Here is a 5488-nt window from a genome sequence, read left to right on the forward strand (position 1 = left end):
ACGCGGCAACCATAATATAAAAAAACACCAGATTAATCAAAAATAAATAAACGCGCCCCCCGGGCCCCCGGGCGGCCACATCACGAGGTCAGAGCGCTCAGCGCGGGCCGAGCGTCCACCGCGGTCCGGAGGGGCCGTCCTCGATGACGAGGCCGGACTGGTTGAGCTGGTCACGGATGGCGTCGGCGGTCGCCCAGTCCTTGCGTCCGCGCGCCGCCTCACGCTGCTGGAGCACCAGGCGTACGAGGGTGTCGACGACCCCGTGCAGGTCTTCGCCGCGGTCGCCCTCGCCGGCCCAGTGCGGGTCGAGCGGGTCGAGGCCGAGGACCCCGAGCATCGCCCGGACCTCGGCCAGGCGCGCCACGGCGGCTTCCTTGTCGTCGGCGGCAAGGGCGCTGTTGCCCTGCCGCACGGTGGTGTGCACGATCGCGAGGGCCTGCGGCACGCCCAGGTCGTCGTCCATCGCGTCGGCGAAGGCGGGCGGCACCTCGGGGGCCGGCTCGACCACTCCCCCGGCCTTCTCCACCACCCGCTGCACGAAGCCCTCGATCCGCGCAAACGCGGACTCCGCCTCGCGCAGCGCCTCCTCCGAGTACTCGATCATCGAGCGGTAGTGCGGGGTGCCCAGGTAGTAGCGCAGGACGATCGGGCGCCACGTCTTGACCATCTCCGAGACGAGCACCGAGTTGCCGAGCGACTTCGACATCTTCTCGCCGCTCATGGTGACCCAGCCGTTGTGCACCCAGTACCGCGCGAACGCGTCCCCGAAGGCCTTGGCCTGCGCGATCTCGTTCTCGTGGTGCGGGAAGATCAGGTCGATGCCGCCGCCGTGGATGTCGAACTCACGGCCGAGGTACTTGTGCGCCATCGCCGAGCACTCCAGGTGCCAGCCGGGACGGCCGCGGCCCCACGGGGTCTCCCAGGACGGCTCGCCCTCCTTGGCTGCCTTCCACATGGCGAAGTCCCGCTGGTCACGCTTGCCGGTCTCGCCCTCGCCCTCGGGCTGCAGGAGGTTGTCCAGCTCCTGGTTGGACAGCTCCAGGTACCCGGGGAAGGAACGCACGTCGAAGTAGACGTTGCCGTCCGCCTCGTACGCGTGGCCGCGCTCGATCAGGCCGCGCATCATCTCGATCATCTCGGTGATGTGCCCGGTCGCCCGCGGCTCGTAGGTCGGCGGCAGGCAGCCGAGGACGTCGTAGCCGTCGTTGAAGGCCCGCTCGTTCTCGTAGCCGATCGACCACCACGGCCGGCCCTGCTCCGCCGACTTCCGGATGATCTTGTCGTCGATGTCCGTGACGTTGCGGATGAACGTCACGTCGTAGCCGCGGTGGGCGAACCAGCGCCGCATGATGTCGAAGTTGAGCCCCGACCGGATGTGCCCGATGTGCGGGGCGGCCTGCACCGTGGCGCCACACAGGTAGATCGAGACACAGCCTTCGACGAGGGGGCTGAAGTCACGGATCTGCCGGGCGCTGGTGTCGTACAGGCGAATCGTCACCACACCAGGGTAGTGGGCGCAGGACAGTGCCCTGCGACCTCCTGGGCCAACAGGGCACGGAACTGTGACATGCGCCCGGACTCACGTCGGCTCACATCAGACGCGCGCCGGACTCAGATCCGGCCGACGACCTTGCGCGGGGTGACACGGACGACGACGCGGGGCGCGTCGTGCACGGACCGCGGGTTGAACTCCACGTACTTCAGACCGGTGTACTTGAGCGAGAGCTCATCGATCAGCTCCTGCCCGCCCTCGGTGGTCATGCTCACCTCGCCGCGGATCTCGGCGTACGTGTACGGCTCGTCGAAGGGCTGCAGCAGCACCGTCACGCGCGGGTCGCGCCGCAGGTTGGTCTCCTTGCGGCGGCCGATCGTGGTGGAGAACAGCACGTCGTCGCCGTCCCGCTTCACCCAGACCGGTGACACCTGGGGGCTGCCGTCGGGCTGGATGGTGGCGACGGCGACGAACACCGGGGAGTCGAGCCGGGCCTTGAGCTTCTCGGACAGTTCGGCGGGCATGGAAGTCCACTCCTCTACTTCGACTGCTTCGACGGCACTTCGGGCCCTACACACCTACCCGCTGTCGCCGTCAGTGCGACGTACGCACCACCAGAGCCGTGGCGATCGCCGCGAGTCCGTCGCCCCGGCCCGGGAAGCCGAGCCCGTCGGTGGTGGCCCCGGAGACGGAGACGGGCGCGCCCGCGGCTTCGGAGAGCACCTGCTGCGCCTCGTCGCGCCGCTTGCCGATCTTGGGCCGGGGGCCGATCACCTGCACGGCCACGTTGCCGATGGTGAATCCGGCGTCCCGGACGATCCGCGCGGCCTCGGCGAGCAGCTTGATGCCGGGGGCGCCGGACCACTCGGGGCGGCCGGTGCCGAAGTGCGCGCCGAGGTCGCCGAGGCCCGCAGCGGAGAACAGCGCGTTGCAGGCGGCGTGCGCGACGACGTCCGCGTCGGAGTGCCCGGCGAGGCCGGGCCCCTCGTCCTCCCACTTGAGGCCGGCGCACCACAGTTCGCGGCCCTCTTCGAAGGCGTGGATGTCGGTACCGATGCCGACCTGCGGCAGGACGACCGGCGGGGTCTCAGAAGCCATCGTTGGCCCTCCTGCGGGCGAGCACGGCCTCGGCGAGGACGAGGTCGAGGGGGCGCGTCACCTTGAAGGCCTCCTCGTGGCCGGGTACGACGACGACCTGGAGGCCCAGCTGCTCGACCATGCTCGCGTCGTCCGTGACGTTGTCGGTGACCGTCTCGTGGGCGCGCACGAGGATGTCGCGGTCGAAGCCCTGCGGGGTCTGCACGGCGCGCAGCCGGGCCCGCTCGGGGGTGGCCACCACGGGCTCGGGCTGACCGGGCTCGCCCGGCTCGACCTGCTTGACGGTGTCGGCCAGGGGCAGCGCGGGCACGACGGCGGGCGCGCCCTCACGGACGGCCTCGATGACGCCGTCCACCGTGTCGACGGGCACCAGGGGGCGGGCCGCGTCGTGCACCAGGACGACTCCGATGCCGGGCGGCAGCGCGTCGAGGCCGAGCTTCACGGACTCCTGGCGGGTGTCGCCGCCGGGGACCACGACGAAGTCGGTGCGCTCGGGCAGGGCGTGGTCGTCCAGGAGCGTCTTGACCTCGGCGGCCCCGTCCGGGGGCGCCACCACGACGACCAGGGACACCGCGCGGGATGCGGCCATGGCCCGGATGGCGTGGATGAGCATGGGGGTGCCGTTCAGCGCGCGGAGCGCTTTGGGGGCGCCCGGGCCGAGACGCACGCCGCGTCCGGCGGCGGGAATCACGACCGCGGTGCGGGATTCGCTAGACATCGGTTCCGTTCAGGTTTGTACGCTCGGCAGACATGGGTATGGCCACACCGTGCCGGGCGCGACGCCTTGACCGGACCCTTCCGTGACATCTGGTCGAGCCAGCTGCCCGAGCCCGGCACGCCAAGCAAGCATCGGGGGATTCTCGGGGTTTCCCGAAGAGAAGATACGTTCGGGTACGAACATGCCGCAGCGCCCGGCGACACCATTGAGGGTCAGCGGGCACCGCGGCATTTCATGGCGCCAAGACGTATGCGTATGTCAGGACGCGATCAGGACGCGAGGACCTCGTCGAGCAGGGCCTCGGCCTTGTCCTCGTTCGTGTTCTCCGCGAGGGCGAGCTCGCTCACCAGGATCTGCCGAGCCTTGGCGAGCATGCGCTTCTCACCTGCGGACAGTCCGCGCTCGCGCTCCCGACGCCACAGGTCACGGACGACTTCCGCGACCTTGATGACATCGCCGGAGGCGAGCTTCTCGAGATTTGCCTTGTAGCGACGGGACCAGTTCGTCGGCTCTTCGGCGTACGGCGCGCGCAGCACCTCGAAGACCCGGTCGAGCCCGTCCTGACCGACCACATCACGCACGCCGACGAACTCCGCATTGTCCGCAGGCACACGTACCGTCAAGTCGCCCTGAGCGACCTTCAGCACCAAGTAGGTCTTGTCCACGCCTTTGATCTGGCGAGTTTCGATGGCCTCGATCAGCGCGGCCCCGTGATGGGGATAGACCACGGTGTCGCCAACCTTGAACGTCATGTGACAGGTACCCCTTCCGTGGCTATCCATCCTAACACGAGAACGGCCTCTTCTGAATGGCGTTTTCGCAGGTCAGGGCATATCTCGGGGCTTGACAACAGCAACAGGAACGTGCTGCGGACGGCTAGCGGAGCGGGGTATTCGCAGGTGGGAGCCGCTCTCCGGGGAGGGTGAAACGTGCCCGTCACACGCCCTTCGAGAGCGCTCCACCAGGCCGAACGTCCCGGTTTGCCGGGTTCCAAGCGGTGAACTTCCGCTACTCCGTTCGGCGACGGAAGGCAGGTGCGACTCTCCGTTCGGCGCGAATCCGGAATTGATCAAGCCATCCCCGTGATCAATTTCCGGCACTTCCCCGGACCGCCATGCATTCCTTACCGGAAATCCGCAAGGCGGGCCGTGATGACTCTTGACGGCGCTTATGTGAATGGTGAACGAGAGAACAATGATCTCGCCGTGACAGAAGGGAAGCGGGTGGTGAGACGGAGGCGCCGCGGGGAGGCTGGTGGTGCCTAGGGGCGGGTCGGGTGCGGTGGTGCGGGAACGGCTCGGTAACCTAAGCCCGCTGACACACCCTTAGGGCGGCTTTACAGCCGCCCGCCCCTCCCGTACCGCTCTCGTTCAAGGAGTTGCCGCCGCCGTGAGCCGCAGCCTTCGACGTGGCGTCATCGCCGCCACTGCCATCGCGTTCTCGCTCACCTCGCTCGCCGCGTGCGGGGCCGGCAACGACGCCGCGACCAACGAGATCAAGCCGGACAACGCCGCGACCGCCGTCGGCGACATCAAGATCCAGAACGCCATGGTCATCACCCAGCCCGACCTGGAGTCGACGGGTCCCGCGGTGATCGCCGCGACGATCTTCAACAACGGCTCCACCGCCCAGACCCTGGACGGCATCACGGTCGACGGGACCGGCAAGAAGGCCAAGATCACGCCGGGCAAGGACGACAAGAGCTCCAAGGCGGGCGGTCCGCTGACCATCCCGGCCGGCGGCTCGGTCATCATCGGCGGCAAGGACAACGCGTCCGCCGTCCTGCCCAGCAGCCGCGAGGCCGTCAAGGACGGCGACGCGCAGCCGGTCACCTTCGCCTTCAGCAAGACCGGCGACGTGAAGATGCAGACCTTCGTCATCCCGGCCGAGAGCTACTTCAAGAAGTGGGGCCCGAGCGAGGTCCCGAAGGCGCCGGACACCAAGCCGTCCACGAAGCCGTCGGGCAGCGCGTCCACGGAGCCCTCCGAGGGCGCCACCGAGGGTGCTTCCACCAACCCCTCGGAGCAGGCGTCGCAGAGCCCGTCCGGTGCGGCCTCGACGCCGGCCGGGGGCGGTGCCGCCTCGCACGGCGCCGGCGAGGGTGCCGCCGAGCACTGATCGGCGTACGTACGCATACGGAAGGGCGGGGACACCGAGGGGGTACCGCCCGGGCGGCGGCC

The 5488-nt window shown here is 69.0% G+C and carries 6 protein-coding genes; 1 reads left to right on the forward strand and 5 read right to left on the reverse strand.

The features are described from left to right. Positions 1-97: 97 nt before the first annotated feature. The 5 genes from cysS to ACFWY6_RS32075 all read right to left on the reverse strand — a co-directional run bounded on the left by cysS (position 98) and on the right by ACFWY6_RS32075 (position 4060). Positions 98-1498 carry a cysteine--tRNA ligase gene (gene cysS / locus ACFWY6_RS32055; RefSeq protein WP_360776475.1) on the reverse strand — a complete coding sequence of 467 codons (1401 nt, stop codon included), beginning with the start codon at positions 1496-1498 and terminating at the stop codon, positions 98-100. Between the two features lie 113 nt (positions 1499-1611). Further along, positions 1612-2016: a PPOX class F420-dependent oxidoreductase gene (locus ACFWY6_RS32060; RefSeq protein ID WP_384697826.1), complete on the reverse strand. Its 405-nt coding sequence runs from the start codon at positions 2014-2016 to the stop codon at positions 1612-1614. A 70-nt stretch (positions 2017-2086) separates the two neighbouring features. Further along, positions 2087-2590 (reverse strand): 2-C-methyl-D-erythritol 2,4-cyclodiphosphate synthase, encoded by a 504-nt coding sequence (gene ispF / locus ACFWY6_RS32065; protein ID WP_360776471.1) that lies wholly within the window; start codon positions 2588-2590, stop codon positions 2087-2089. Beyond that, the gene (ispD, locus tag ACFWY6_RS32070; RefSeq protein WP_384697829.1) at positions 2580-3308 is read right to left on the reverse strand and encodes a 2-C-methyl-D-erythritol 4-phosphate cytidylyltransferase; all 729 of its coding nucleotides are present in this window, start codon (positions 3306-3308) and stop codon (positions 2580-2582) included. The genes ispF and ispD overlap by 11 nt, the downstream gene beginning before the upstream one ends. A gap of 269 nt (positions 3309-3577) precedes the next feature. After that, entirely contained in the window at positions 3578-4060 is a 483-nt protein-coding gene (locus tag ACFWY6_RS32075; RefSeq protein ID WP_003953493.1) for a CarD family transcriptional regulator, read from the reverse strand. A 637-nt stretch (positions 4061-4697) separates the two neighbouring features. Here ACFWY6_RS32075 and ACFWY6_RS32080 point away from each other — a divergent pair. Next, positions 4698-5426: a DUF461 domain-containing protein gene (locus tag ACFWY6_RS32080; RefSeq protein WP_384697832.1), complete on the forward strand. Its 729-nt coding sequence runs from the start codon at positions 4698-4700 to the stop codon at positions 5424-5426. Positions 5427-5488: the final 62 nt, after the last annotated feature.

Origin of the sequence: Streptomyces sp. NPDC059037 (genome assembly GCF_042740015.1) — a bacterium.
Classification (GTDB): Bacteria; Actinomycetota; Actinomycetes; order Streptomycetales; family Streptomycetaceae; genus Streptomyces.